The organism is Streptomyces sp. NPDC029164 (genome assembly GCF_055563995.1).
Map to the genome: position 1 here is coordinate 130,550 of NZ_JBVHWW010000015.1, position 24,238 is coordinate 154,787.

25 protein-coding genes, 1 tRNA gene and 1 pseudogene are annotated in these 24,238 nt (G+C 71.5%); 10 read left to right on the plus strand and 17 right to left on the minus strand.

Annotated elements, in window-relative coordinates:
* Nucleotides 1–62: 62 nt before the first annotated feature.
* Entirely contained in the window at nt 63–872 is an 810-nt protein-coding gene (locus ACZ4VT_RS16720; protein ID WP_467950258.1) for a nucleotidyltransferase domain-containing protein, read from the plus strand.
* A 15-nt stretch (nt 873–887) separates the two neighbouring features.
* Here ACZ4VT_RS16720 and ACZ4VT_RS16725 read toward each other — a convergent pair whose 3' ends face one another.
* From ACZ4VT_RS16725 to ACZ4VT_RS16745, 5 genes are all read right to left on the minus strand, one after another.
* Entirely contained in the window at nt 888–1,187 is a 300-nt protein-coding gene (locus ACZ4VT_RS16725) for a hypothetical protein (protein ID WP_467950260.1), read from the minus strand.
* Nucleotides 1,184–2,029, minus strand: coding sequence for an MBL fold metallo-hydrolase (locus tag ACZ4VT_RS16730; RefSeq protein ID WP_467950262.1), 846 nt, complete (start codon nt 2,027–2,029; stop codon nt 1,184–1,186). The genes ACZ4VT_RS16725 and ACZ4VT_RS16730 overlap by 4 nt, the downstream gene beginning before the upstream one ends.
* Nucleotides 2,026–2,934, minus strand: coding sequence for an NUDIX hydrolase (locus tag ACZ4VT_RS16735; protein ID WP_467950265.1), 909 nt, complete (start codon nt 2,932–2,934; stop codon nt 2,026–2,028). Before ACZ4VT_RS16735 ends, ACZ4VT_RS16730 begins: the two co-directional genes overlap by 4 nt.
* 154 nt (nt 2,935–3,088) lie before the next feature.
* A complete protein-coding gene (locus ACZ4VT_RS16740; RefSeq protein ID WP_362801082.1) occupies nt 3,089–3,562 on the minus strand; it encodes a RidA family protein in 474 nt (157 codons plus the stop codon).
* The gene (locus tag ACZ4VT_RS16745; RefSeq protein ID WP_007264966.1) at nt 3,559–3,720 is read right to left on the minus strand and encodes a DUF4177 domain-containing protein; all 162 of its coding nucleotides are present in this window, start codon (nt 3,718–3,720) and stop codon (nt 3,559–3,561) included. Before ACZ4VT_RS16745 ends, ACZ4VT_RS16740 begins: the two co-directional genes overlap by 4 nt.
* A 100-nt stretch (nt 3,721–3,820) precedes the next feature.
* Between ACZ4VT_RS16745 and bagA the strand changes: the two genes are divergently transcribed.
* Together bagA and bagB are read left to right on the plus strand one after the other, a co-directional pair.
* Entirely contained in the window at nt 3,821–4,801 is a 981-nt protein-coding gene (gene bagA, locus ACZ4VT_RS16750; protein ID WP_467950267.1) for an ATPase BagA, read from the plus strand.
* Nucleotides 4,798–6,186, plus strand: coding sequence for an ATPase BagB (gene bagB, locus ACZ4VT_RS16755; RefSeq protein ID WP_467950270.1), 1,389 nt, complete (start codon nt 4,798–4,800; stop codon nt 6,184–6,186). The genes bagA and bagB overlap by 4 nt, the downstream gene beginning before the upstream one ends.
* Before the next feature lie 29 nt (nt 6,187–6,215).
* On the opposite strand, the gene ACZ4VT_RS16760 is transcribed toward bagB, so the two are convergent.
* Nucleotides 6,216–6,566, minus strand: a complete 351-nt coding sequence (locus ACZ4VT_RS16760; protein WP_030709359.1) for a WhiB family transcriptional regulator — start codon at nt 6,564–6,566, stop codon at nt 6,216–6,218.
* Nucleotides 6,567–7,030: 464 nt separating this feature from the next.
* On the opposite strand from ACZ4VT_RS16760, the gene ACZ4VT_RS16765 reads away from it, so the two are divergent.
* A complete protein-coding gene (locus ACZ4VT_RS16765; RefSeq protein WP_467950272.1) occupies nt 7,031–7,741 on the plus strand; it encodes a hypothetical protein in 711 nt (236 codons plus the stop codon).
* 5 nt (nt 7,742–7,746) lie between these two features.
* Here ACZ4VT_RS16765 and ACZ4VT_RS16770 read toward each other — a convergent pair.
* Nucleotides 7,747–8,984 (minus strand): annotated as a pseudogene (locus ACZ4VT_RS16770) (IS110 family RNA-guided transposase).
* A 492-nt stretch (nt 8,985–9,476) separates the two neighbouring features.
* On the opposite strand from ACZ4VT_RS16770, the gene ACZ4VT_RS16775 reads away from it, so the two are divergent.
* Entirely contained in the window at nt 9,477–11,768 is a 2,292-nt protein-coding gene (locus tag ACZ4VT_RS16775) for a transglycosylase domain-containing protein (RefSeq protein ID WP_467950274.1), read from the plus strand.
* A 73-nt stretch (nt 11,769–11,841) separates the two neighbouring features.
* On the opposite strand, the gene ACZ4VT_RS16780 is transcribed toward ACZ4VT_RS16775, so the two are convergent.
* Entirely contained in the window at nt 11,842–12,303 is a 462-nt protein-coding gene (locus ACZ4VT_RS16780) for a GatB/YqeY domain-containing protein (RefSeq protein WP_362801070.1), read from the minus strand.
* A gap of 68 nt (nt 12,304–12,371) precedes the next feature.
* On the opposite strand from ACZ4VT_RS16780, the gene ACZ4VT_RS16785 reads away from it, so the two are divergent.
* From ACZ4VT_RS16785 to ACZ4VT_RS16795, 3 genes are all read left to right on the plus strand, one after another.
* Nucleotides 12,372–13,310 (plus strand): metallophosphoesterase, encoded by a 939-nt coding sequence (locus ACZ4VT_RS16785; protein WP_467950276.1) that lies wholly within the window; start codon nt 12,372–12,374, stop codon nt 13,308–13,310.
* Nucleotides 13,311–13,412: 102 nt separating this feature from the next.
* Nucleotides 13,413–13,486 (plus strand) — tRNA-Pro (locus ACZ4VT_RS16790).
* Nucleotides 13,487–13,629: 143 nt separating this feature from the next.
* Nucleotides 13,630–13,860 (plus strand): hypothetical protein, encoded by a 231-nt coding sequence (locus ACZ4VT_RS16795; RefSeq protein WP_467950278.1) that lies wholly within the window; start codon nt 13,630–13,632, stop codon nt 13,858–13,860.
* Here ACZ4VT_RS16795 and ACZ4VT_RS16800 read toward each other — a convergent pair.
* The 5 genes from ACZ4VT_RS16800 to ACZ4VT_RS16820 all read right to left on the minus strand — a co-directional run bounded on the left by ACZ4VT_RS16800 (nt 13,854) and on the right by ACZ4VT_RS16820 (nt 16,913).
* Nucleotides 13,854–14,129 carry a hypothetical protein gene (locus ACZ4VT_RS16800; protein WP_467950280.1) on the minus strand — a complete coding sequence of 92 codons (276 nt, stop codon included), beginning with the start codon at nt 14,127–14,129 and terminating at the stop codon, nt 13,854–13,856. The two genes, ACZ4VT_RS16795 and ACZ4VT_RS16800, sit on opposite strands and share 7 nt — an antisense overlap.
* 94 nt (nt 14,130–14,223) lie before the next feature.
* On the minus strand, nt 14,224–14,739 hold the full coding sequence (locus ACZ4VT_RS16805) for a DUF5956 family protein (protein ID WP_467950282.1): 516 nt from the start codon (nt 14,737–14,739) through the stop codon (nt 14,224–14,226).
* An 88-nt stretch (nt 14,740–14,827) separates the two neighbouring features.
* A complete protein-coding gene (locus ACZ4VT_RS16810) occupies nt 14,828–15,412 on the minus strand; it encodes an HD domain-containing protein (RefSeq protein WP_362814035.1) in 585 nt (194 codons plus the stop codon).
* Between the two features lie 6 nt (nt 15,413–15,418).
* On the minus strand, nt 15,419–16,720 hold the full coding sequence (gene codA, locus ACZ4VT_RS16815) for a cytosine deaminase (RefSeq protein WP_467950286.1): 1,302 nt from the start codon (nt 16,718–16,720) through the stop codon (nt 15,419–15,421).
* A gap of 25 nt (nt 16,721–16,745) precedes the next feature.
* Nucleotides 16,746–16,913, minus strand: coding sequence for a hypothetical protein (locus ACZ4VT_RS16820; protein WP_467950288.1), 168 nt, complete (start codon nt 16,911–16,913; stop codon nt 16,746–16,748).
* A gap of 88 nt (nt 16,914–17,001) precedes the next feature.
* On the opposite strand from ACZ4VT_RS16820, the gene ACZ4VT_RS16825 reads away from it, so the two are divergent.
* Nucleotides 17,002–18,807 (plus strand): S9 family peptidase, encoded by a 1,806-nt coding sequence (locus tag ACZ4VT_RS16825; protein WP_467950290.1) that lies wholly within the window; start codon nt 17,002–17,004, stop codon nt 18,805–18,807.
* 34 nt (nt 18,808–18,841) lie between these two features.
* Nucleotides 18,842–19,603 (plus strand): SURF1 family protein, encoded by a 762-nt coding sequence (locus ACZ4VT_RS16830; RefSeq protein WP_467950292.1) that lies wholly within the window; start codon nt 18,842–18,844, stop codon nt 19,601–19,603.
* 102 nt (nt 19,604–19,705) lie between these two features.
* Here the strand turns inward: ACZ4VT_RS16830 and ACZ4VT_RS16835 are convergent, their stop codons facing one another.
* The 4 genes from ACZ4VT_RS16835 to ACZ4VT_RS16850 form a co-directional block, all read right to left on the minus strand.
* Nucleotides 19,706–20,788, minus strand: a complete 1,083-nt coding sequence (locus ACZ4VT_RS16835; RefSeq protein WP_467950294.1) for a hypothetical protein — start codon at nt 20,786–20,788, stop codon at nt 19,706–19,708.
* Nucleotides 20,785–21,528, minus strand: coding sequence for a SigE family RNA polymerase sigma factor (locus ACZ4VT_RS16840; protein ID WP_467950334.1), 744 nt, complete (start codon nt 21,526–21,528; stop codon nt 20,785–20,787). Before ACZ4VT_RS16840 ends, ACZ4VT_RS16835 begins: the two co-directional genes overlap by 4 nt.
* 222 nt (nt 21,529–21,750) lie before the next feature.
* Nucleotides 21,751–22,824 carry an aspartate-semialdehyde dehydrogenase gene (locus tag ACZ4VT_RS16845; protein ID WP_467950296.1) on the minus strand — a complete coding sequence of 358 codons (1,074 nt, stop codon included), beginning with the start codon at nt 22,822–22,824 and terminating at the stop codon, nt 21,751–21,753.
* Nucleotides 22,821–24,095 (minus strand): aspartate kinase, encoded by a 1,275-nt coding sequence (locus ACZ4VT_RS16850; protein WP_030709298.1) that lies wholly within the window; start codon nt 24,093–24,095, stop codon nt 22,821–22,823. Before ACZ4VT_RS16850 ends, ACZ4VT_RS16845 begins: the two co-directional genes overlap by 4 nt.
* Between the last annotated feature and the right edge of the window lie 143 nt (nt 24,096–24,238).

Genomic DNA, 24,238 nt, shown 5'->3' on the forward strand with positions numbered 1-24,238 from the left:
CATGTCCAGGACAAGCCCCGCGCCTCGGACACCGGCGGGGCCGCACGAGGCACAGTGGAGGCATGGAGCACAGAGGGCTGGACACGGACGGGTACATCGAGCGCGAGGGCTCCCTCGGGCAGGTTCCGGGCGCGTTCGCGGGCGTCGTCGCGGCCGCCCGGGGGCGGATCCGCGACGCGTACGGGCGGCGGCTGCACAGCGCCTACCTGTACGGGTCCGTGCCGCGCGGGACCGCCCTGCCCGGACGCTCCGACCTCGACCTCCTGCTGGCCCTGCACCACGAGCCCGCGGACGAGGACCGCGACGCCGCCGAGGTGCTGGCGCGCGGGCTCGACGAGGACTTCCCGGAGGTCGACGGCGTCGGCATCCTGCTGTACGGCAAGGACACCCTGCTGAGCGAGGCGGAACGATTCGACCTGGGCTGGTTCCTCGCCTGCCTGTGCACGCCGCTGCTCGGCGCGGACCTGGCCGAGCACCTGCCGCGCTACCGCCCGGACGGCCTGCTCGCGCGGGAGACCAACGGCGACCTGGCCGACGTACTGCCCCGGTGGCGCCGGCGGCTGCGGGAGGCGTCGACCCCGGACGAGCACCGGAGGCTGTGCCGGCTCTTCTCACGGCGCCTGGTGCGCACCGGCTTCACCCTGGTCATGCCGCGGTGGGGCGGCTGGACCAGCGACCTCACCGAGTCCGCGGAGGTCTTCGGCGGCTACTACCCGCAGCGCGCGGACCAGATGCGCGCCGCGGCCGCCGCGGCGCTGGACCCGGTGGCCGACCCTGCCGTGCTGCGCACGTACGTCGAGGACCTCGGGCCCTGGCTCGCGGACGAGTACACGGCCCGGCACGGCACGAAGACCCCGCGGGTGGCCGCGTAGGGGAAAGGCAAGGGGCTAGGCCTGCCGGGCTTCGGCCAGGGCCTCGACGGCCAGCTTGGCCTCGGCCAGGCCCGCACCGGTGATCCGGCGGTAGGCCTTGATCGCCGAGATCTGCCGGTCCTCCCCGAGCAGGGCGCGCACCTCGTCCATGCCGGCCGGCTCCGGCTCCTCGATGCCGAAGTGGTCCAGCAGGAGGGCCATACGGCGCTCCATCCGGTCCGCCTGCAGCTGGAGGCTCTTCACGCGCAGCGACACCGTCGAGGTGATCCATCCGGCTGTGCCTATCAGCATGACGAGCAGGAACACGGTGTTCATTCGGGCCCTCCAGGGATCAGTCCGTGATCTTGAAGGTACTCGAGCTGCGCCCGGACGGACCATTCCGCCGCCGGCCACAGGGAGCGGTCCACGTCCGCGTAGACCTGGGCCACGACCGCCTCGGGGGTCACGAAGCCGTTCTCGACGGCGGTCTCGACCTGGGCGAGCCGGTGCGCGCGGTGGGCCAGGTAGTACTCGACGGCCCCCTGCGCGTCCTCCAGGACCGGACCGTGCCCCGGAAGGACGGTGTGCACCCCGTCGTCCACGGTCAGCGAGCGCAGCCGGCGCAGGGAGTCCAGGTAGTCGCCGAGCCGGCCGTCGGGGTGGGCGACGACGGTCGTGCCACGGCCGAGGATGGTGTCGCCGGTCAGCACGGCCCGGTCGGCGGGCAGGTGGAAGCAGAGCGAGTCGCTGGTGTGGCCCGGGGTCGGGACCACCCGCAGCTCCAGCCCGCCGGTGCGGATCACGTCCCCGGCGGCCAGGCCCTCGTCGCCGAGCCGCAGGGCCGGGTCCACGGCGCGGACCTTGGTACGGGTGAGCTCGGCGAAGCGGCCCGCGCCCTCGGCGTGGTCGGGGTGGCCGTGGGTGAGCAGGGTGAGGGCGATCCGCTTGCCGGCCTGTTCGGCGGTGGCGATGACCGCCCGCAGGTGTACCTCGTCCAGCGGGCCGGGATCGATGACGACGGCGAGGTCGGAGCCGGGCTCCGACACCAGCCAGGTGTTGGTGCCGTCCAGGGTCATCGCGGAGGCGTTGGGGGCCAGGACGTTCACCGCGCGGGCCGTCGCCGGCCCGGAGGTGACGAATCCGCGGGGGTGCCCGGGCAGTGCCACGGCGTCGCTCATGCGGTGCCTCCCGGACGGCCGAGGCGGACCCGCTTGGTGAACTCGTCGTGGCCCGGCCAGCTGAGCACCACCTCGCCGTCCTCCAGCACGGCCTCGGCCAGCACCGGGGTGAGGTCCTGGGCGGCGGCCGCGGTGAGCGCGTCGGCGGCGCTCCCGTACGGCTCCAGGGAGCGCAGGGTGGAGATGGTGGGCGGCATCATCAGCAGCTCGCCCTTGTCGTAGCCGGCGGCCGCGTCGGCCGGGCGGATCCAGACGGTCCGGTCGGCCTCGGTGGAGGCGTTGCGGGTGCGCTGGCCCTCGGGGAGGGCGGCGACGAAGAACCAGGTGTCGTAGCGGCGCGGCTCGAACTCGGGGGTGATCCAGCGCGCCCACGCCCCGAGCAGGTCGGAGCGCAGCCGCAGGCCGCGGCGGTCGAGGAAGTCCGCGAAGGACAGCTCACGGGCGACCAGGGCCTGCCGGTCGGCCTCCCAGTCGTCACCGGTGGTGTCACCGACGACGGTGTCCGGGGTCTCCCCGGCGAGCAGGACGCCCGCCTCCTCGAAGGTCTCCCGTACGGCGCCGCAGACGATGGCCTGGGCGGTCAGGGCGTCCGTTGCGAGCCGGTCCGACCAGTCCTGCCGCGAGGGGCCCGCCCAGCCCACCTGGTGCTCCTCGTCGCGGGGGTCGACCCCGCCGCCCGGATACGCGTACGCGCCCCCGGCGAAGGCCATGGAGGCCCGTCTGCGCAGCATGTGCACGGCGGGGCCGGCGGGGGTGTCGCGCAGGAGCATGACGGTGGCGGCGCGGCGCGGCGGCACCGGGGTGAGGGATCCGTCCGCGAGCGCGCGGATGCGGTCGGGCCACTCCGGCGGGTACCACTGGCCTCCGGCGGGAGGCTGCTGCTGACCATGCTGACCATTCGGCATGGCCGGATGCTACGGCCATCCGGCCCGATGTTCGAGGGTCACCCTTCGCCGACACCGCGTCCGAGCCCGCGGCTCCGGCTGCCCGGGGCCCCGCCCCTCGAACGCCGGAGGGGCTGGAGTTGCCCTGCGGCAATCCGGCCCCTCCGAAAACGCGTCAGGCTCCGGGGACCAGTTCGACCTGGATCTCGATCTCGACGGGTGCGTCCAGCGGCAGGACCGCCACGCCGACCGCGCTGCGGGCGTGGACGCCCTTCTCGCCGAGGACGGCGCCCAGGAGCTCGCTCGCGCCGTTCAGCACGCCCGGCTGGCCCGTGAAATCGGGGGCCGAGGCGATGAAGCCGACGACCTTCACGACACGCGCGATCTTGTCGAGGTCGCCGACGACCGACTTGACGGCGGCCAGGGCGTTCAGCGCGCACGTGGCGGCCAGCTCCTTGGCCTGCTCCGGCGAGACCTCCGCGCCGACCTTGCCGGTGACCGGCAGGTTGCCCTTCACCATCGGGAGCTGGCCCGCGGTGTAGACGTACACGCCCGAGCGCACGGCCGGCTGGTACGTGGCCAGCGGCGGGACCACCTCGGGCAGGGTCAGGCCGAGCTCGGCCAGCTTCGCGTCGACAACACCGCTCATGCCTTCTCCCGCTTCAGGTAGGCCACGAGCTGCTCGGGGTTGTTCGGGCCGGGCACGACCTGGACGAGCTCCCAGCCGTCCTCGCCCCAGGTGTCCAGGATCTGCTTGGTGGCGTGAACCAGCAGCGGGACCGTCGCATATTCGAACTTCTTGGTCATGGGAGCGAGGGTAGTGCCTGCGGTGCCGAGCCTCCCCCAGGGCCGGGTCCGGGGGAGGCTCATGCGTGTTCCGGGAGGCGAGTGGTTAGGCTCGGACGCTGTGAGCAGGCTCCAGGTGGTCAGCGGCAAGGGCGGCACCGGCAAGACCACGGTCGCCGCGGCACTCGCGCTTGCCCTCGCACGCGAGGGCAAGCGGACTCTTCTGGTGGAGGTCGAGGGGAGGCAGGGGCTCGCGCAGCTCTTCGGTGCCGAGGCGCTCCCGTACGAGGAGCGGAAGATCGCCGTGGCGCCCGGCGGGGGCGAGGTCTTCGCGCTCGCCATCGACGCCGAACGGGCGCTGCTGGACTACCTCCAGATGTTCTACAAGCTCGGCTCGGCCGGGCGCGCGCTCAAGAAGCTCGGCGCCATCGACTTCGCCACGACCATCGCTCCCGGACTGCGCGACGTGCTGCTGACCGGCAAGGCGTGCGAGGCGGTGCGGCGCAAGGACAAGGCGGGCCGGTACGTCTACGACCACGTGATCATGGACGCGCCGCCGACCGGGCGGATCACCCGGTTCCTGAACGTGAACGACGAGGTGGCCGGCCTGGCCCGGTTCGGGCCGATCCACAACCAGGCACAGGCCGTCATGAAGGTGCTCAAGTCCCCCGAGACGGCCGTCCACCTGGTCACCCTCCTGGAGGAGATGCCCGTCCAGGAGACCGCCGACGGCATCGATGAACTGCGGCAGGCCGGGCTGCCCGTGGGCCGCGTCGTCGTCAACATGGTGCGGCCGCACCACCTGGACGAGGACACCCTGCGCACCGCGGCCGGCGACCACCGCGCCGAGGTGGCCCGGGCGCTGTCCCGGGCGGGCCTCGGCGGCGCGCGCCGCGGCGGGCTGGCCGAGCGGCTGGTGGACCCGCTGCTCACGCAGGCCGCCGAGCACGCGAGCCGGGTCGAGCTGGAGCGCGCGCAGCGCACCGTACTGACGGACCTGGACCTGCCGGCGTACGAACTCCCCCTGCTCGGCGCGGGGGTGGATCTGGCCGGGTTGTACGAGCTGGCCAAGGAACTGCGGAAGCAGACGGTGGCCGAATGAGCGAGGGGGTGGACACCGTGGGGCTGGACACTCCGCCGCGGCTGGCGGTCGACCGGCTGCTGGACGACCCGGAGACCCGGATCGTCGTGTGCTGCGGGGCGGGCGGGGTCGGCAAGACCACCACGGCCGCGGCACTGGGCGTACGGGCGGCCGGGCGCGGGCGGAAGGCGGTCGTGCTCACCATCGACCCCGCGCGCCGGCTCGCGCAGTCGATGGGGATCGACTCGCTGGACAACACCCCGCGCAGGGTGGCGGGCGTGGGCGCCGACGGCGGCGAACTGCACGCGATGATGCTGGACATGAAGCGGACCTTCGACGAGATCGTCGAGGCGCACGCGGACGGCGAGCGGGCCCGGGCCATCCTCGCCAACCCCTTCTACCAGTCCCTGTCGGCCGGTTTCGCGGGCACGCAGGAGTACATGGCGATGGAGAAGCTGGGCCAGCTGCGGGCCCGGGACGACTGGGACCTGATCATCGTCGACACACCGCCGAGCCGGTCCGCGCTGGACTTCCTGGACGCGCCGAAGCGCCTCGGGTCCTTCCTGGACGGGAAGTTCATCTGGGTGCTGATGGCCCCGGCGAAGGTGGGCGGCCGGGCGGGGATGAAGTTCCTCAATGTCGGCATGTCGATGATGACCGGCACCCTCAGCAAGCTGATGGGGGCCTCGCTGCTGAAGGACGTGCAGACCTTCGTGGCCGCGATGGACACGATGTTCGGCGGCTTCCGCACGCGCGCCGACGCGACCTTCCGGCTGCTCCAGGCGCCCGGTACGGCCTTCCTGGTGGTCGCGGCGCCCGAACCGGACGCCCTGCGCGAGGCGGCGTACTTCGTCGAGCGGCTGGCCGCGGAGAGCATGCCGCTGGCCGGGCTGGTACTGAACCGGGTGCACGGCAGCGGCGCCGACCAGCTGTCCGCCGAACGGGCGTTGGCCGCCGCAGAGAATCTTGAAGAAGGCGGCATTGTCGATCAGGAGTCCGGGAAAGCTGGACTTCGTGACACGGCCGCGGGACCGAGCGAGGCGGCCGGGACCACACGGACGACGGCCACACCGACGGCAGACACACCGACGGCAGACACGGCAGACACGGCACGGACCGCTCAGACCGCTCAGACCGCTCAGACCGCGAACCCTCCCGAGACAGGCTCCCCCGGCACCGAAGGCGATACCGCGGTCGTCGACCGGATCACGGCAGGACTGCTGCGCCTGCATGCCGAACGGATGCAGGTGATCGCGCGTGAACAGCGCACACGCGATCGGTTCACCTCACTGCACCCCGAGGTGGCGGTGGCCGAAGTGGCCGCCCTGCCCGGCGATGTGCACGACCTCGCCGGGCTTCGGGCCATCGGAGAACGACTCGCGGCCGGGGTTCCGGCCGGAGCGTAGGCGTTCGTACGTCGTGGCGTCGGCGTGGTCTACCCGACTGCCGCGTATGTCTCGTACGGAACGTCGATCTCCGCGTCTGCATCCATGGTGAGGATGCCCGTGCTGCGCTCGTACTCCGTACGGGCGGTTTCGAGCAGCCGTCGCCACGAGGTGACGGTGGGACGCCGGCGCAACAGCGCACGTCGTTCCCGCTCGGTCATTCCGCCCCACACGCCGAACTCGACGCGATTGTCGAGCGCATCGGCCAGGCATTCGGTCCGCACCGGACAACCGGTGCACACCGCCTTGGCCCTGTTCTGTGCCGCTCCTTGAACGAACAGTTCATCCGGATCGGTAGTGCGGCAGGCTGCCTGCGCACTCCAGTCGGTAACCCAGCCCATCCCGGCGCCGTCCTCTCCCGAATCGAGGCTCCCCCACGGCGGTAGCGGCATATTCACCGCTGCCAGTTGAGGACGTTACGGAAGGCGGGCACAGTGCAACACCCCCGACGGGCCCAATCTTGAATGGTCCGAACGGACTATGGGTAAGCGGCAGATCACCCGACGGAGTGATCCGACGACATGCCCGACCATTCCGGCAATTCGGGTGGAATCGGCGGATGAGCTTCAGCTGAGGGGCGAGATTCGGACATGCGTCCACCCCATTCGGGAAGGGTGAAAATCAAGCCGAAGGGTTGATGTCGCACCGCACTGCTGTGACAGTTGGGGACAGCTTAGGCCAAGGCATTCGCGTGTGTCCGGCGAATGAGAACGTAGACACCTCACGATGCCAACGCGTCAAACTGACCTTGGATTGGCGCGGGGGTGGCCGAACGGACGGGATCATCCAGCGCGAGAATCAGGCCATGGTCATGGCAAGGCGCTTGTATGCCTCTTCTCCCGTGGTGGACGGTCTGCCGTTGCTGGCAGAGCCGGAGTTCTGGGCCGCGCACCTGGTCGAGATGTATGAAGGCTCTCAGGTTGAGTCCTTCGGCGTTGATCCGGCGGACGGCGAGGGCATGCTGGAGCGCCTGAGCGACAAGGCCGCTTGGCCCATGTTCCGGATCCCGCTCGCGGGCGGGCACGGCATCGTCGTGCACTACAACAGCGGTGAGGAGTACACCTCCACCGACTACTTCATCGTCCACCCCGACTGGTGGACGAACGACCTGGTCCTGGCCAGCACTGATGAGGACCGGATCGGCCCGGGCCTGTGCTGGGCCGAACTCGCCGCGCTCCTGCCGGCTCCGGAGGGCGAGGACGGAGTCACCGACCCGCACGCACGGCTGCTTCTCCTGCTCCCTGTCCTGGGCGACACGAACATCCCGACCGAAGCCGTCACCTTGGTGCAGGAGGCACTGACCGCTCAGGGAGCCCCGGACGACGGCGAGGCACTGGCCCGCCGCCTTCTCCAGGGGCACCCGATGTGGGGAGCTGCGCCGTGGTCGTTCGACGAGGATGAGCGTGCCTGGATCTGCGCAGGCGAACACAGCCCGCGCAAGGAGCCACTGGGTGATCACCTGCCGGACGCACAGCGCAGAGCGCTGGATGCCTGCCTCACGCCGTTCGGCGGCTGACCCTGTCAGGCGGCGCTGGCTTCCGCTGACGGCTCGGCAACCGGGAAAGCTTGGGTCTCGTCATATGCCTTGCCGTGCTGGAGACAGTGGTAGAGCTGGCCGATCATGCGGTTGAAAAGGTTGCGTTGGGCGGCCGCGTGCCAATCCCCTTGTTCGCGTCGACGCCGGTAGTGCGCGTTGGCCCCGGCAGATGCCCGCAGTGAGGCGAAGGCCCGCAGGTAGCCGGCATGGTTGAGCCGGTCGTTCTTCACCCACCGCCTGGTGATGGCGGACTTCTTGCCCGAGGCTCGGGTGATGGGTGAGGAGCCGGCGTAGGCCTTCAGGCCGCGGGCGTCAGCGAAACGGGCACGGTCGTCTCCAATCTCGGCAAGGACTCGGGCCGCGAGCTGGATACCGAGCCCGGGAAAGCTGAGCAGAACCTCCGCGTCCGGGTGCTGGGGGAAGGCATCTTCGACCGCTTCGGCGAGGTTGTCGGCGGCGGTGCAGGCGGCATCCAGCTGGATGAGGAGGGCAAGCATCTGCTTGCCGAGCGCGTCTTCGATCAGCGGCGGCTGGTGGCCCAGTCGGCCCGGAAGACTTCGCGGAGGCGGTCGGCCTCGGCCTCGATGCCGCGCTGACGGCCGGCGCGCTTGAGGGCGGCCTGGATCTGGGGGCGGGTCAGCCGGGCAGCCCACGCTGGAGTCGGCGCGGTCTTGAGGAGCTCGCGGGCCTCGGGACGGCACAGGCCGTTCGTCCAGGTGGCGAATGCGGCTAGGGCGGAGGGGTAGTACTCGCGCAGCAGAGACCGGAGCTGGTTGGCCAGCTGCTGCCGGTTCCACAGAGAGTCCTGCTGAGCCCGGGCCAGGACCATGATCGCGCGGCCGAGGTCGGAGTCCTCAGGCAGAGGCCGGTGGGCGTGCATGTCCGTGCGGAGGATGTTGGCCAGGACCAGGGCGTCGCCGGGGTCGGACTTCTTGCGCGAGACGCTGTGCCGGTCGCGGTAGCGGGCGGCGGCCATCGGGTTGATCGCGAACACCTTGCGCTTGCCGGTCCGCAGGACTGCAACCAGCAGACCGCGGGAGGTCTCGATCGCGACCGGGATCGGGTCCTCCTCGGTGTCGCCGTACTCGGCGAGCAGTTCCAGAAGGATCTTGTAGCCAGCCGCGTCGTCGGTGATGTGCCGCTTAGCCAGCAGTTGGCCGGTGTCGTCGACTAAGGCGACGTCGTGGGTTCGCTCCGCCCAGTCGATACCGCAGTAGATCAAGGTTCCCCTCCCATGGGCTGGTGTTTGCGCTGGTTACGAGCACATACGGGCCACGCAGCGACCTAATCCCAGGCCTCGACCGCACCACAGTCGGGCCGCCACCTCACTAGCCGTTCGTGGCACCAGCGCACCCCACGGGCCTCGGTCTGCGCAGGAGCTCTGAGGGCTCGGGCGTATCGAGAAGTCACCATGCGGCCGGCTCGCACCACCAACAGCAACGAGCAAGCGAAGGGGCGGATGTGACCTGCAACGGTGGCGGAGGCGGACAACAGACGGCACCGCTCTGGGTTGAGACCTCTCGGGACGGGTCATCATGAGGTGTCCGTGCTGCGTCCACTTCCGCCACCAGCCTGAGCACCAGGACCGCGCATCCGGTCTACGTTGAGGCCTCGACGGCCCGGCTGCCCTTGGATGTCACGGTCTGGTACTCGAACATCCCGAGAGACCCCTGGTCCCGCGGAATGCCGTTAACAACGGATTAGGCTGCCCTCTATGGGAAAGAAGCGCTCGGGCGGCGGGCTCACGGGGAGCCAGCAGGCCGCCAAGTTCCTCGGGGTGTCCGTTCTCTCCGGAGTTGTGCTGGCCGGCATGGCGATTCCGGCTGCAGGCGCCCTGGGGCTGGCGGCCAAGGGCACGGTCGAGGGATTCGATGAGATCCCGGCCAATCTCAAGACGCCGCCGCTCAGTCAGCGGACCACGATTCTGGACTCCGAGGGTGGCTTGATCGCCACCGTCTATTCACGCGACCGTCAAGTGGTCCCGCTCACGGCGATCTCCCCGTACATGCAGAAGGCGATCGTCGCCATCGAGGACTCCCGTTTCTACGAACACGGAGCCGTCGACCTCAAGGGCATCCTGCGCGCGGTCAACCGCAACGCGCAGGAGGGCGGCGCCGCACAGGGCGCCTCCACGCTCACCCAGCAGTACGTGAAGAACGTGTTCGTCGAAGAGGCCGGCGACGACGAGACCAAGGTGCGCGAGGCCCAGGAGAAGAGCCTCGGCCGCAAGATCCGCGAGCTGAAGTACGCGATCCAGGTCGAGGAGGAACTCGGGAAGAAAAAGATCCTCGAGAACTACCTCAACATCACGTACTTCGGCCAGCAGGCGTACGGAATCGAATCCGCGGCCCAGCGCTACTTCAGCAAGCCGGCCAAGGACCTGACCCTGGAAGAGTCCGCGCTGCTCGCGGGCGTCGTGCAGTCGCCGAGCCGGTACGACCCGGTGAACGACACCCAGGAGGCGACCAAGCGCCGCAACATCGTCCTGCAGCGGATGGCCGACACCAAGGACGTCTCGCAGGCGGAGGCGGACGCGGCGAAGGCGAAGCCGGTCTCCCTGAAGGTGACCAGGCCGAAGAACGGCTGCATCACGGCGGTCAAGGGCGCGGGCTTCTTCTGCGACTACGTGCGCAACACCTTCCTGACCGACGCCGTCTTCGGCAAGACGCGCGAGGAGCGCGCGAAGGTCTGGAACCAGGGCGGTCTGACCGTGCGCACGACCCTGGACCCGCAGTCGCAGGACGCGGCCAACGAGTCGATCAAGGACCACGTCTACCAGGAGGACTCGATCGCCACGGCGGTGACCATGGTCCAGCCGGGCACCGGCCGGGTGCTGGCGATGGGTCAGTCCAAGCCGTACGGCTTCGGGAAGAACGAGACGCAGATCAACTACTCCGTGGACAAGCGGATGGGCGGCTCGAACTTCGGCTTCCAGGTCGGCTCGACCTTCAAGCCGTTCATCGCGGCCGCCGCGCTGGAGCGGGGCCTGCCGCCGACGAAGGTGTACCCGGCGCCGAACAAGATGGACTACCCGAGCGGGATCCCCCGCTGCGACGGGTCCCAGTACGTCAACGTCAACAAGGAGTCGGCGGAGAACGAGACCGAGGACGAGATCGGCCCCTACGCGCTGCGCACGGCGATGGAGAAGTCGATCAACACCTACTTCGTCGAGATGATCTCCGAGATCGGGCTGTGCCCGGTGTCGGAGATGGCGGCGAAGCTCGGTGTGGTCCCGGCGAGCGGGGCGAAGCTGGCCGACGGCCCCGCCATCGCGCTCGGCTCGGAGGAGATGTCCCCGCTGACGATGGCCAACGCGTACGCGACCTTCGCCAACCGCGGCGTCTTCTGCACCCCCGTCGCCATCGAGTCGATCACCGACGCGCACAACAAGGCCCTCTCGGTGCCGAAGAGCAAGTGCGAGCGGGCGATGTCGGAGTCGACCGCCGACACCATCAACACCCTGCTGGGCGGAGTGATCGACTCCGGCACCGGTGAGCGGGCCGGTCTGACCGACCGCGACAGCGCGGGCAAGACGGGTACGACGGACGGCCGCTACAACGCCTGGTTCGTGGGCTACACCCCGAACATCTCCGGCGCGGTGTGGGTCGGCTCCGGCGGGGCGAAGAAGATCACGATGGAGAACATCGTGATCGGCGGCAAGCCGTACCTGAAGGTCTTCGGCGGCGGTCTGCCCGGACCGATCTGGAAGGACGCGGTCACGGGCGCGCTGGCCGGCCGCGAGGCCCTGCGCTTCGTCACGGTCAGCATCCCGGAATCGAATGTTCCGTCCGGCGGCTCCCGCGGCAACAAGCCGCCCACCACCACCCCGAGCAGGCCCGGCAAGCCGGGCGGCGACGGAAAGCCCGGCGGGCGGCCGGGCGGTCAGACCGCCGGGGCCACCGGGGGCGCCACGGGCGCGGCCACGGGCGGCGGTCCGCAGCAGCCCCCCTTCCCCGGGATCACGATCGACCCGGGCGGCGTGATCGGCGGCCGCGACGACCAGTAGCGGTCGGCGCGCCACATGAGGGAGGGCCCCAGCCGGTTCCGGCTGGGGCCCTCCCTCATTCCGCTTCCCTGCGCTACGAGAGCTGCTGCTTGACGACGGCGGCGACGCGCCCGCCCTCCGCCAGCCCGGCGACCTTCGGGTTCACGATCTTCATCACGGCGCCCATGGCCCGCGGCCCCTCGGCACCCGCGGCCTTGGCCTCCTCGACGGCCTGCGTCACGATCGCGACGAGCTCGTCGTCGGTGAGCTGCTTGGGCAGGTACGTGTCGAGGAACTCGCCCTCCGCGGTCTCCCGCGCGGCCTGCTCGGCACGGCCGCCCTGGGCGAAGGCCTCCGCCGCCTCGCGGCGCTTCTTCGCCTCCTTGGCGATCACCTTGAGGACTTCCTCGTCGGAGAGCACACGTGCCTCCTTGCCGGCGACCTCCTCCTTGGTGATGGCGGAGAGGGTCAGGCGCAGCGTGGACGAGTGCAGCTCGTCACGCGCCTTGATGGCGGTCGTGAGGTCTTCCTGGAGCTTGGCCTTGAGCGTGGTCATGGATGTGAGTCTGCCAGGTACGGGGGCAGTGGCGCTCACCGGTTTTCCGGGTCTGCGACGATGGGTCCATGCGTGCGCGTTACGGAGTACCCCTGAAAGCGGCTGCCGGAATCGCTGCGGTGGGGGCCGCGGGTGTGGCCTATGCCGCCGGTTTCGAGGCGAGGTCCTTCCGCCTGCGCCGGGTCACCGTGCCGGTCCTTCCCCGGGGGATGCGCCCGCTGCGCGTGCTCCAGGTGTCCGACATCCACATGGTGGGCGGGCAGCGCAAGAAGCGCGCGTGGCTGCAGTCCCTGGCCGGCCTGCGCCCCGACTTCGTCGTCAACACGGGCGACAACCTCTCCGACACCGAGGGCATCCCCGAGGTGCTCGACGCGCTGGGCCCCCTGATGTCCTTCCCGGGCGTGTACGTCTTCGGGTCGAACGACTACTACGGGCCGCGGCTGCGCAACCCCGGGCGCTACCTGCTGGAGAAGGCCCACGGCCGGCACGGGCTGAACGGAAACAAGCCGGTCGTCGGCGCCGTCCACAACCCGTGGGAGGACCTGCGGGACGCCTTCGACGCGGCGGGCTGGCTGAACCTCACCAACACCCGGGGGCGGCTGAAGCTGGAAGGCCTGGAGCTGGCCTTCACCGGGCTCGACGACCCCCACATCAAGCGGGACCGCTACGAGATGGTCGCCGGCGGCCCGGAGAAGGACGCGGACTTCTCGATGGCTGTGGTGCACGCCCCGTACCTGCGCGTGCTGGAGTCCTTCACCGCCGACCGGTACCCGCTGATCCTGGCGGGCCACACCCACGGCGGGCAGCTGTGCATCCCCTTCTACGGGGCGCTCGTCACCAACTGCGACCTCGACACCAAGCGGGTGAAGGGCCTGTCCACGCACGAGGCGGCGGGGCAGCAGGCGTACCTGCACGTCTCGGCGGGCTGCGGCACCAACCGCTTCACCCCGGTCCGCTTCGCGTGCCCGCCGGAGGCGACGCTCCTGACGCTGACCCCGCGGGCCTAGTCCCCGCGGCACGGCTCCCGCGAAAACCGGATTTCGTCTCCGGCGTGAGGTCCGCTAAAGTAATCGATGTCGCCAGGACAGCAAGTGCTGCAAGGCGACGATCGGGGTGTAGCGCAGCTTGGCAGCGCGCTTCGTTCGGGACGAAGAGGTCGTGGGTTCAAATCCCGCCACCCCGACTTCGTAAGACAGGAAGGGCCTGATCCGCATTGCGGATCGGGTCCTTTTTGCGTTTTCGGCTGTCCGTGGCCGCTTTGATCGGGGCCGAGTGCGGTCATGAGGGCCCTCGCTTCTCACGACGTACCGCCGACCCTGCCGACTGGTGCACCGGGACTACATCGATGCCGTGGGGCTGCACGGCATGGCCGGTGCGGAGGCCGCGGGCCTCCAGGGCCGGGACGGGGATCGACGCGGCTGGTCGACTGGCTGGGCGTCCGAGTGGTACGCGCTCAGCCGCATCACCCTGGCGGGCGGGCTCACCTCCGGCGAACTCGCTGCCGGTGGGAGGGAGGACTGCGGCGCGTGCGGGCGTGGGGCCGGCCGCCGTCAGTAGGGGCGCGGGGTCATGGCCTGGGAGCCGGCGGCCGGGCTCTCGAAGACGCACGCGGGCACCGGGCTGGCGGTCGCGCGCACCGACACGGGCGTCGGCGGCTCCGTCGGCAGCTCGACGTGCACGGTCACGGGGTGGTCGGCGTGCGTCGTGGCGTAGCCCGTCTCCTTGCCGTCGACGAGCACCTCGACGACGGCCGTGTGACCGGTCTGGACCGTGGCACTGACCGAGTGCCCGGCGTGGTCGATGTGGAAGTGATGGCGCCGCCTCATGAGACCGCCTCCCGCCGTGACCCCCTCACGTCAAGCGTAGCCACGGGAGCCGGGCACGGCCCGGGAGGGCCCGTGCCGCGTGCCGGGCCGCGTGCTAGGGGGCGTCGAGCGCGGAGAGTGCCGAGAGTTCGGTGCGCACCAGGTCGAGGAAGGCCTCGGCGGGCAGGGCCTGCACGGCGCGCTGCGCGGCCAGGGCGTCGAGGTGGTCGAGGACCGCGCCGACCGTGGCGAAGGGGCCGACCGGGCGGAGCAGCCAGAGACGTCCCCCGGGGCGGGGCGGGAGGCCGAGGCCGGCGAGGGCGGCGTCGGCTTCCTGGTCGAGGCCGCGCACGTCGGGTTCGGTGAGCGGGGCGCACTCCACGCCGGTGATGTGGCCGTGCCCGTCGAGCGAGGTGTCCACCGCCCAGTGGGTGGAGCGGTCGGGGATCCAGGTCCGGGCCGCCGGGGGCCATACGTACGGGAGGAACACCCAGCGCAGGTCCTCGGGCGCGGGCTCCCAGCCGAGCACCTCCAGCTCCCGGATCTCGGGCAGCCGGTCCGGCTCCAGTTCGCTGCGGCCGGTGCGGCGCAGTGCGAGCGGGTGCGGCGTTCCGTCCTCGTCCCACGACATGCGGGCACGCTATCCGACCCGGTGGCGGATGTGCGTGACCCCGGCCGCCCCGGAAGGGCGGCCGGGGTCACGGCTCGGGCCCCGGCCTTCACGCCCCCAGGGGGTTGGCCGCGATGCGGGCCGCCGCGCCGCCCGCGACGTAGGCGGCGGCCGCGCAGTCGGGCTTGCGCTTCGCCTGGTCCTCGACCAGGGCGGTGAAGGCGGCGCCGAAGCCGGCCCGCGGGTGGGCGGCGAGCAGCGCGGCCGTGAAGGCCGGGTCGAACTCGGACAGGCGCAGGCCCGAGACGTCGGCGCTCGTGCCGACCTGCAGGAGGTGGCTCTCGACGTCCTCGGCCGCCGTCACGTCGTCCCGCATGTGCAGGACGATCACTTCCTCGGCGCGGGCCCGGCGGGCCGCCGGCCAGCCCAGGCCCGCCGTCAGGACGCGCGCGACGTGGCCGCCGGCCTCCTCGAAGGGGAGGGTGTGGCTGTCGAAGGGCGCGGTCAGGCCCAGGTCGTGCAGCAGGGCCGCCACGTAGAAGAGCTCCTCGTCGTACGCCAGGCCGTGCTGGTCGGCGTACTGCGCACCGAAGGCGTAGGAGCGTACGGAGTGGTTCAGTAGCGCCGGGTCCGCGTACTCCGACGCGATCTGCAGGGCGGTACGGGCCGAGTTGGTGTCAAGGGTCCACGTCATGGGGCGTCAGCGTAGGCGGCGGGTGAAGTCCACCTCGGACGGGGCCTCCCCCGGCCAGTTCAGCCGGGCCGGTGCGGGCGGGTTCTCGGCGAGGACGGTGCCGCGCGAGACGACGTACCGGGGGCGGACCTGACGGCGGATCGCCTCCTCGGGCGACGGGGCCGGGAGCAGGACGAAGGAGGCGGGGGCGCCCTCCGTGATGCCGTACTCCGTGTCCGGCAGGCCCAGGACGCGCGCCGCACGGTCCGTCACCATCGAGAAGGCCACCGGGATCTCGTCCGCGCCGGTGAGCTGGGCGGCGTACAGCCCGACGAGGGCGGTCTGGAGGGGGTTGGCGGTGCCGAGGGCGTTCCAGGGGTCCATCACGTCGTCGTGGCCGAAGGCCACGTTGACCCCGGCCGCCAGCATCTCCTTGACCTGGGTGAGGCCGCGGCGCCTGGGGTAGGCGTCGAAGCGGCCCTGGAGGTTGAGGTTGGCGAAGGGGTTGGCGACCAGGTTGATGCCCGAACGGGACAGCAGCCGCTGGAGTTTGAAGCTGTACGCGCCGTTGTAGGAGCCCATGGCCGTCGTGTGCGAGGCGGTGGCGCGTTCGCCCAGGCCCGAGCGCAGGGCCAGCGTGGCCAGCACCTCCACGAACCGGGACTGCTCGTCGTCGATCTCGTCGCAGTGCGCGTCCACCCGCAGCCCGTGCTCCTCGGCCAGCGCGAAGGCCGTCTTCAGGGAGGCCACCCCGTCCTCGCGGGTGTCCTCGAAGTGCGGGATCGCGCCGACGACGTCGGCCCCGCGGGCGATCGCCTCCCGCAGCAGCGCCTCGCCGTCCGGGAAGGAGACGATGCCCTCCTGCGGGAAGGCCACGATTTGCAGGGTCATGACATCCCGCACCCGGTCGCGCACTTCGAGGAGCGCGTCCAGGGCGGTGAGGGCCGGGTCGGTGATGTCGCAGTGGGTGCGCACGTGCAGCACCCCCTGGGCCGCCTGCCAGCGCAGCACCTCGGTGGCCCGCGCGATCACGTCCTCGCGGGTCAGGGTCCGCTTGCGCTCGCTCCAGCAGGCGATGCCCTCCCACAGGGTGCCGGAGGCGTTGGGGCGCGGCTCCCCGGCGGTCAGCGCCGTGTCGAGGTGGATGTGCGGCTCCACGAAGGGCGCGGTCAGCAGGGCGCCGTGGGCCTCGACGAGGATGCCGGTGGCCGGCGGTTCCTTCTGGTCGTCGTGCGGGATCACGCGCGCGATCCGGCCGTCCTCCGCGACCTCGACGTCGTACAGGCCTGAGGTGTGCAGCAGCCGGGCGCCCCGGACGATCATCCGCATGGCGCCAGCCTACGGACCGGCCGGCTCAACCGCGCTTGGCCTGGGCCTTCTGCTGCATGCCGCGCGTCTTCGCCGCGGACGACTGCACGTCCCTGGTCGCGGCCTTGGCCCGGGCCTCGGCGGCCGTGTTCTTCGCCAGCGCGCGCTCGGAGTCCTGGTGGATGTGGTGGCCGGTGTGCGCCTTCTTGCCCATGATCGTTCCTCCTTGGGCTACGGGTTCCACTCTGCGCCCGTTCGGAGCAGTCGGCATCCCGGGGACCACTGCGGCCACAATGGGGCGCATGACCAGCGACAGCGAGATCACCCCCGAGACGCCCGACTGGGAGAAGCGGTTCCGGGCACCGCGCGTCGGACTGCCCGACTGGGCCGAGGACGCCCCGGACCGTTCGCTCTTCGTCTCCAACGCGACCGGAACCTTCGAGCTCTACGCCTGGGACCGCGCGACCGGCGTCCAGCGGCAGGCCACCGACCGGCCGAACGGCACCACCGACGGCGCCCTCTCCCCCGACGGCGCCTGGATCTGGTGGTTCTCCGACACGGACGGCGACGAGTTCGGCACTTGGGTGCGCCAGCCCTTCGGGGGCGGCCCGGACGAACCGGCCACCCCCGGCCTGGAGCCCTCGTACCCCGCCGGTCTCGCCATCGGCCGCGACGGCACCGCCGTCGTCGGGCGCTCCACGGACGAGGACGGCTCGACGGTCCACGTGGTCCGCCCGGACGGCTCCGCGCCCACCGTGATCTACCGGCACCGGGAGTCGGCGGGCGTCGGCGACCTGTCCCACGACGGGACGCTCGTGGCCGTCGAGCACACCGAGCACGGCGACGCGATGCACTCCTCCCTGCGCGTGCTGACCCTCGACGGGTCCACCGTCGCCGAGCTGGACGACTCCCGCGGCGGCACCGAGGAGCTCGGCCTGGAGGTCCTCGGCTTCGCGCCGGTCGCGGGCGACACCCGTCTCCTCGTCGGCCACCAGCGGCGCGGCCGCTGGGAGCCGATGGTGTGGGACGTGGCCACCGGCGCCGAGGAGGAGCTCGCGATCGACCTGCCGGGCGACGTCAGCGCCGAGTGGTACCCGGACGGATCCGCGCTGCTGATCGCGCACAGCTTCGAGGCGCGCAGCGAGCTGTGGCGCTACGACCTGGCCGCGCGGGAGCTCGTACGGGTGGACACTCCGCCGGGGACGGTGTCGGGGGCCGGGGCGCGGCCCGACGGAACCGTGGAGTACCTGTGGTCCTCGGCGGCCGAGCCCTCGACCGTACGGTCCACGGCGGGCGGGGTCGTCCTGGACCCTCCCGGTTTCAAGGCACCCGGGTCGGTGCCGGTGGAGGACGTGTGGGTGGAGGGTCCGGGCGGACGGATCCACGCGCTCGCGCAGCGGCCGGCCGGACACGGCGAGGGCCCCTTCCCGACGATCTTCGAGATCCACGGCGGGCCCACCTGGCACGACAGCGACGCCTTCGCCGCGACCCCGGCGGCCTGGCTGGACCACGGCTTCGCGGTCGTGCGGGTCAACTACCGCGGCTCGACGGGCTACGGCCGCGCCTGGACGGACGCCCTCAAGCACCGGGTCGGCCTGATCGAGCTGGAGGACATCGCGGCGGTCCGGGCGTGGGCGGTGGCCTCCGGCCTCGCGGACCCGGCGCGCCTCGTACTGTCGGGCGGGTCCTGGGGCGGGTACCTGACGCTGCTGGGCCTGGGCACGCAGCCCGACGCCTGGGCGGTGGGCCTGGCGGCCGTACCGGTCGCGGACTACGTGGCGGCGTACGACGACGAGATGGAGGCGCTGAAGGCCCTGGACCGCACGCTCTTCGGCGGTACGCCGGAGGAGGTCCCGGACCGTTTCGAGGTCTCCTCGCCGCTCACCTACGTCGACGCGGTGAAGGCACCCGTCCACATCGCGGCGGGCGTCAACGACCCGCGCTGCCCGATCCGGCAGATCGACAACTACGTGGACCGGCTGGTGGCGCGCGGCGCGGAGCACGAGGTGTACCGGTACGACGCCGGACACGGCTCGCTGGTCGTGGAGGAGCGGATCAAGCAGGTCCGGATGGAGCTGGAGTTCGCGCTGAAGCACCTGCCCCGCTAGTCCCGCTCCGGTGCGCCCCCCGTACGGTGGTGGGGTGCACCGGTTTCTCCTGACCCCGCGCTGGTGGGGGATCAACGTCTTCGTCGCGCTCGCCGTCCCCTTCTGCCTGTTCATGGGGTCCTGGCAGCTCGGCCGGTTCGAGGACCGTGTCGACAGCCACCGGGAGGCGACGGCCGGGCAGCCCGCCGACCAGGTGGCCGCACCCCTGGACTCGCTGCTTCCGGTGGACACGAAAACCTCCGGAAGGCTGGCTTCCACGGCCGGGGAGTACGCCGACCAGATGCTGGTGCCCGAGCGGCGGCTCGACGGCGCGTCCGGCTTCTACGTCCTGACCCTGCTGAAGACCGACTCCGGCAAGACCGTCCCGGTGGTCCGGGGCTGGCTGCCGGGGGCGGCGGACCCGGCGAAGGCCCCGGCCCCGCCCAGCGGCCGGGTCGAGGTCACCGGCGCCCTGCAGGCCCCGGAGAACTCCGGCACGAAGGGGGTCCACTCCCAGGGCGGCCTGCCGGCCGGGCAGCTCGGCGTGATCGGGGCGGCCTCGCTGGTCAACATCGTCCCGTACGACCTGTACGACGCCTGGCTGACCGTGCAGACCCCGGCGGACGGAATGGTTCCGGTGCCCGCGCAGGCGCCGGCCAACACCGGGCTCGACCTGAAGGCCTTCCAGAACCTCGGCTACACCGGCGAGTGGTTCGTCTTCGTCGCCTTCGTGCTCTTCATGTGGTTCCGGCTCTACCGCCGCGAGGTGGAGAGCCTGCGCGACGCCGAGGCGGGACTGCTCGAACCCGCCGCGTAGGGCTCGTCGGACCAGCCGCGCGGGGCTCGTCCGGCTACGCGTCTCGTCGGGCCACCCGTCTCGTCGGGCCACCCGTCTTGTCGGGCCACCCGTCTCGCCTGGCTACTCGCCGAGCGGGATCGCACCCGTCCGGTAGACCGTTCCGCCGCAGGCCTCGGGAAGCGTCGTCCGCGTGGTCGCGGATCCCGGCTGCGGGGTGTGGGACACCGAGACGCCCGCCGTCCCTGGGGGCGCACCCGTCTGCGGCTCGGTGGCCGCCCCGTTCGCCGGAGCGCCCGAGCCGCCCGCGGACTCCGTCTGCGGCGGCTTGCCTCCCGCGTCCGGGTTCGTCGCCGTGCAGGACTCCTTCGAGGGCACCCAGGCGAAGCGGACCTCGTACGCCGTGTTCGGCGGCAGCACCAGCACCGCCGCCTCCGCCGACGGATCGGGCAGCAGCCCGCTCGCCGGATCCCCCGCCGTGTGGCCGACCACCGCGACCGAGGGGCCCTGGCCGGCCGACGTACCGGGCGCCGGGGCCGCCGAGACGGTGTCCTGGCCGGTGACGGCGCAGCCCTGAGCCGAGACGTTGGTGACCCGGAAACTGCCGTACACCCGGCCGTCGGTCTCCGGGGCGCGGGCCGAGCCCACCACCCCGAGCTGGTCCGTCCCGCACCCGGGCACGCCCGGCGCGGCCACCGGCGGCATCGGGCCGGCGCCCGGCACCGAACCGGCCGTACCGGCCGACGCGCCCGCGGTGCCGGTGGGGCCCGCCGTCAGACCGCCCACCGGGGAACCGCCCAGCGTGGCGTCCGGCTGCCCGGTGGCGCCGCCCACGGCCGGGGAGCCGCCGGAGGAGCGGGTGGACCTCGGCAGGTTCCCGAACCCGTTCTGGTGCGGGTCGGAGGCGAGCGCGCCCGGCTTGTCGCCCGCGTGCTCGCCGTGCCCGGCCATCGCCGGGTGGTCCGTGGCCGCGCCCTCGCCGCCCGCCAGGTGCATGAGGGCCGGGAGGGCGGTCCCCGCGAGCAGCGCCACCGCGGCGGCGCCGACCAGGGCCTGGCGTTTGCGGGCGCGGCGCGCGGGAACGGCGTGGCGCAGCCGCTCCAGGGCGCCCTCGGAGGGCTGCAGGCCCTCGACGGCCCCGTGCAGCAGGCCCCGCAGTGCCTCTTCCTCGCTCGCCCCGCCCGGCGGAGTGTGGTCGTCCATCATGACTGCGCAGCCTCCATCGCCACCCGCAGCGCGGCAATGCCCCGCGATCCGTACGCCTTGACCGAGCCGAGCGATATCCCGAGCGTCCCGGCGACCTGGGCCTCCGTCATGTCCGCGAAGTAGCGCAGCACCAGCACCTCGCGCTGACGGCGCTGGAGTCCGCGCATCGCCTTGATCAGATCGTCCCGTTCGAGCTGGTCGTACGCGCCCTCTTCGGCGCTCGCCATGTCCGGCATCGGCTTCGACAGCAGCTTGAGGCCGAGGATGCGCCGGCGCAGGGCGGAGCGCGAGAGGTTCACGACGGTCTGGCGCAGGTACGCCAGTGTCTTCTCCCGGTCGCGGACCCGGTTCCGCGCCGAGTGCACGCGGATGAACGCCTCCTGGACCACGTCCTCACAGGAGGCGGTGTCGTCGAGGAGCAGGGCGGCCAGGCCGAGCAGGGAGCGGTAGTGCGCCTGGTAGGTCGCCGTCAGATGGTCGACGGTGGTCCCCGCCACCACTTCGACCGTCACCTCGGCCGTCACCTCGGCCGTCGTCTCGGACGTCGCCTCGGCCGTGACCTCGGCCGGCTCGTTCCGGCTGCTCCCCGCCGCCTCAGCGCTGTCGCGCGGCGGGGGCACGAGACCGCCCGGGATCGGTGTGGCGGTGAGTACGGGCGCCTCGGAAGGCCCCGCCGGCGGAACGGGCACGATCACGGGGAGACCGCCGCCGGACGCACGGAAACCCCGGCGCGACGGGATGATCCCGAGGTGCGCCGGGAGGAGGGCCGATTCGAGCAGTGCCTCTGCCACGCCTGTAGGACACGCGTCCCCCCGTCAGGGTTGTACGCGCGAGGCAGCCTCAACAGCCATATCCCCATTGCCCTCATGCGTACCCGCTCTTCCCGATTTGCCCCGTCTTATCGAGACGGCAGTCGGGCCATCACCTTGATCAAGGGATCAGCAACGATCCTACAAAGCGAATTACGCAAATTCACCTGCGATCAGTTCCGCGATCAGCGTGGCGTTCAGCGCGGCACCCCTGCGGAGATTGTCGGCACACACGAAGAACTCCAGGGCGCAGGGGTCGTCGAGCGAGGCCCGCAGCCGCCCCACCCAGGCAGGATCCGTTCCGGCGGCGTCCGCGGGGGTCGGGAACTCCCCCGCCGCGGGATCGTCCACGAGCACCACGCCGGGCGCGGCCTCCAGGATCTCCCGGGCGTGCGGGGCCCCCACCTCGTTCTCGAACCGGGCCCGCACGCTCAGCGAGTGCCCGGTCAGCACCGGCACCTGGACGCAGGTCACCGACACCGGGAGCCGCTCCAGCTGCAGGATCCGCCGCGTCTCGGCCCGTACCGCCAGCTCGTGCGAGGACCAGCCGTCCTCGCGCAGCTCTCCGGACCAGGGCACGACGTTGAGGGCGAGGGGACCGGCGAAGGGGCCGGTGTCCTCGCCCACCGCGCGGCGGACGTCCCCGGTCTGCTCCCCGAGGGCGGTCCCCGCGACCAGCGACAGCTGGCGGCGCAGCGCCTCGGAGCCGGGCCGTCCGGCCGCGCTCGCGGCCTGGTACGAGGAGACCACCAGCCCGGTGAGGGAGTACTCGGCGTGCAGCGCGCCCAGGGCCGCGATCATGGCGGCGGTCACGCAGTCCGGGCCGGCGACGATCCCGCGCGGCCGGATCCGTACGGCGTGCCCGTTGACCTCGGGCGCCACCAGCGGGACCTCGGGGTCCGCCCGGAACGCGGCGGACTGGTCGACGACGACCGCGCCGCGCGCGGTGACGACGGGCGCCCACCGGGCCGACACCTCGGCCGGGGTGAGGAAGAGCGCGACGTCGCCCGGACCGAGGCCGTCGAAGGCGTCCTCGGTGAGGGCGAGCACCTCGGTCTCCTCCGCGCGGACGGCCAGCCTGCGGCCGGCCGAGCGCGCGGAGGCGATCAGGCGGATGTCGCCCCAGACGTCCGCCCGCTGGGACAGGATCTGGAGCAGGATCGAACCGACTGCTCCGGTCGCCCCGACCACGGCGAGTGCCGGGGCGGAGGACCGGGTCGCGGTCATCGTCCGGTGCCTCCGTAGACGACGGCTTCGTCACTGTCCGAGTCGAGGCCGAAGGCCGTGTGCACGGCGCGGACGGCCTCGTTGACGTCGTCCTGGCGGGTGACGACCGAGATGCGGATCTCGGAGGTGGAGATCAGCTCGATGTTCACGCCCGCGTCGGACAGCGCCTGGAAGAACGAGGCGGTGACGCCCGGGTTCGTCTTCATGCCGGCGCCGACCAGGGAGATCTTGCCGATCTGGTCGTCGTAGCGCAGGGAGTCGAAGCCGATCTGGCCCTTCGCCTTCTCCAGCGCGTCGATGGCCTTGTGGCCCTCGGTCTTGGGGAGCGTGAAGGAGATGTCGGTGAGGCCCGTCGAGGCCGCCGAGACGTTCTGCACGATCATGTCGATGTTGATCTCGGCGTCCGCGATGGCGCGGAAGATCGCCGCGGCCTCACCCGGCTTGTCCGGGACGCCGACGACCGTGATCTTGGCTTCGGAGACGTCGTGAGCGACTCCGGAGATGATGGCGTGCTCCACCTGCTCGTCCCCTTGCGGATTCTCGTTGCTGACCCAGGTGCCCGGCAGTCCCGAGAAGGACGAGCGGACGTGGATCGGGATGTTGTATCGGCGTGCGTACTCGACACAGCGGTGCAGCAGCACCTTGGAACCGGAAGCGGCGAGCTCCAGCATGTCCTCGGAGGAGATCCAGTCGATCTTCTTCGCCTTCTTCACGACGCGGGGATCCGCGGTGAAGACGCCGTCGACGTCGGTGTAGATCTCGCAGACCTCGGCGTCCAGGGCCGCCGCGAGCGCGACCGCCGTGGTGTCCGAGCCGCCCCGGCCGAGGGTGGTGATGTCCTTGGAGTCCGCGGACACGCCCTGGAAGCCGGCGACGATGGCGATGTTGCCCTCGTCCAGCGCGGTGCGGATACGGCCCGGCGTGACATCGATGATGCGCGCTTTGTTGTGGACCGAGTCGGTGATCACGCCTGCCTGGCTACCGGTGAACGACTGGGCCTCGTGGCCCAGGTTTTTGATCGCCATGGCCAGCAGGGCCATGGAGATCCGCTCTCCGGCGGTCAGCAGCATGTCGAATTCGCGCCCGGCAGGCATCGGCGAAACCTGCTCGGCGAGATCGATCAGCTCGTCCGTCGTGTCGCCCATCGCGGAAACCACGACGACCACTTGGTGGCCGTTCTTCTTGGCATCCACGATCCGCTTGGCGACACGCTTGATGCCTTCGGCATCGGCTACGGAGGAGCCTCCGTACTTCTGCACGACAAGGCCCACGTGCGCTCCTCGCTCAGTCCGTCTCATTGCTGGTGCAGTCTAACGAGCGACCGGGATCCGACCGCTTCGTACCACATCATGAGACGAAAAGATCAAAGAACAGGTTCCCGCGCCGAGGGTCCACTTGCCGTGGCCTCACGTGC

Bases quoted from the DNA above. Each gene is read 5' to 3' on its own strand.
- ACZ4VT_RS16720 (WP_467950258.1), top strand. From the start codon at position 63: ATGGAGCACAGAGGGCTGGACACGGACGGGTACATCGAGCGCGAGGGC.
- ACZ4VT_RS16725 (WP_467950260.1), bottom strand. From the start codon at position 1,187: ATGAACACCGTGTTCCTGCTCGTCATGCTGATAGGCACAGCCGGATGG.
- ACZ4VT_RS16730 (WP_467950262.1), bottom strand. From the start codon at position 2,029: ATGAGCGACGCCGTGGCACTGCCCGGGCACCCCCGCGGATTCGTCACC.
- ACZ4VT_RS16735 (WP_467950265.1), bottom strand. From the start codon at position 2,934: ATGCCGAATGGTCAGCATGGTCAGCAGCAGCCTCCCGCCGGAGGCCAG.
- ACZ4VT_RS16740 (WP_362801082.1), bottom strand. From the start codon at position 3,562: ATGAGCGGTGTTGTCGACGCGAAGCTGGCCGAGCTCGGCCTGACCCTG.
- ACZ4VT_RS16745 (WP_007264966.1), bottom strand. From the start codon at position 3,720: ATGACCAAGAAGTTCGAATATGCGACGGTCCCGCTGCTGGTTCACGCC.
- bagB (WP_467950270.1), top strand. From the start codon at position 4,798: ATGAGCGAGGGGGTGGACACCGTGGGGCTGGACACTCCGCCGCGGCTG.
- ACZ4VT_RS16760 (WP_030709359.1), bottom strand. From the start codon at position 6,566: ATGGGCTGGGTTACCGACTGGAGTGCGCAGGCAGCCTGCCGCACTACC.
- ACZ4VT_RS16765 (WP_467950272.1), top strand. From the start codon at position 7,031: ATGGTCATGGCAAGGCGCTTGTATGCCTCTTCTCCCGTGGTGGACGGT.
- ACZ4VT_RS16775 (WP_467950274.1), top strand. From the start codon at position 9,477: ATGGGAAAGAAGCGCTCGGGCGGCGGGCTCACGGGGAGCCAGCAGGCC.
- ACZ4VT_RS16780 (WP_362801070.1), bottom strand. From the start codon at position 12,303: ATGACCACGCTCAAGGCCAAGCTCCAGGAAGACCTCACGACCGCCATC.
- ACZ4VT_RS16785 (WP_467950276.1), top strand. From the start codon at position 12,372: ATGCGTGCGCGTTACGGAGTACCCCTGAAAGCGGCTGCCGGAATCGCT.
- ACZ4VT_RS16800 (WP_467950280.1), bottom strand. From the start codon at position 14,129: ATGAGGCGGCGCCATCACTTCCACATCGACCACGCCGGGCACTCGGTC.
- ACZ4VT_RS16805 (WP_467950282.1), bottom strand. From the start codon at position 14,739: ATGTCGTGGGACGAGGACGGAACGCCGCACCCGCTCGCACTGCGCCGC.
- ACZ4VT_RS16810 (WP_362814035.1), bottom strand. From the start codon at position 15,412: ATGACGTGGACCCTTGACACCAACTCGGCCCGTACCGCCCTGCAGATC.
- codA (WP_467950286.1), bottom strand. From the start codon at position 16,720: ATGCGGATGATCGTCCGGGGCGCCCGGCTGCTGCACACCTCAGGCCTG.
- ACZ4VT_RS16820 (WP_467950288.1), bottom strand. From the start codon at position 16,913: ATGGGCAAGAAGGCGCACACCGGCCACCACATCCACCAGGACTCCGAG.
- ACZ4VT_RS16825 (WP_467950290.1), top strand. From the start codon at position 17,002: ATGACCAGCGACAGCGAGATCACCCCCGAGACGCCCGACTGGGAGAAG.
- ACZ4VT_RS16835 (WP_467950294.1), bottom strand. From the start codon at position 20,788: ATGATGGACGACCACACTCCGCCGGGCGGGGCGAGCGAGGAAGAGGCA.
- ACZ4VT_RS16845 (WP_467950296.1), bottom strand. From the start codon at position 22,824: ATGACCGCGACCCGGTCCTCCGCCCCGGCACTCGCCGTGGTCGGGGCG.